Here is a 208-nt window from a genome sequence, read left to right as displayed (position 1 = left end):
GGGACCGATTCCGAAGCCGTGGCCGCTGAAACCGGCGGCGAGAATGAAGCCTGGAACGGTGGTGATCTCACCGATTCCCGGCACCCCATCGGGGGTGCTATCCACATAACCGGCCCAGACGGCACTGACATTTGTGTTCCTCAGGGCAGGCAGGAGTTCAAGCGCGCGCGAATGGGTAAGCCGAATTGTTCTTTGGTCGACCTTCGGA

At 60.6% G+C, this 208-nt stretch carries 1 protein-coding gene; it reads right to left on the bottom strand.

All coding sequences use genetic code 11. The features are described from left to right. On the bottom strand, window positions 1-208 hold a 208-nt coding region (locus tag AF337_RS18510; protein ID WP_152971133.1), incomplete at both ends, for an FAD-dependent oxidoreductase.

Source organism: Rhizobium ecuadorense, assembly GCF_001187535.1.
Taxonomy (GTDB): domain Bacteria; phylum Pseudomonadota; class Alphaproteobacteria; order Rhizobiales; family Rhizobiaceae; genus Rhizobium; species Rhizobium ecuadorense.
The sequence above is the reverse complement of the archived record's forward strand: the minus strand, read 5'-3'. Positions and strand labels throughout refer to the sequence as shown.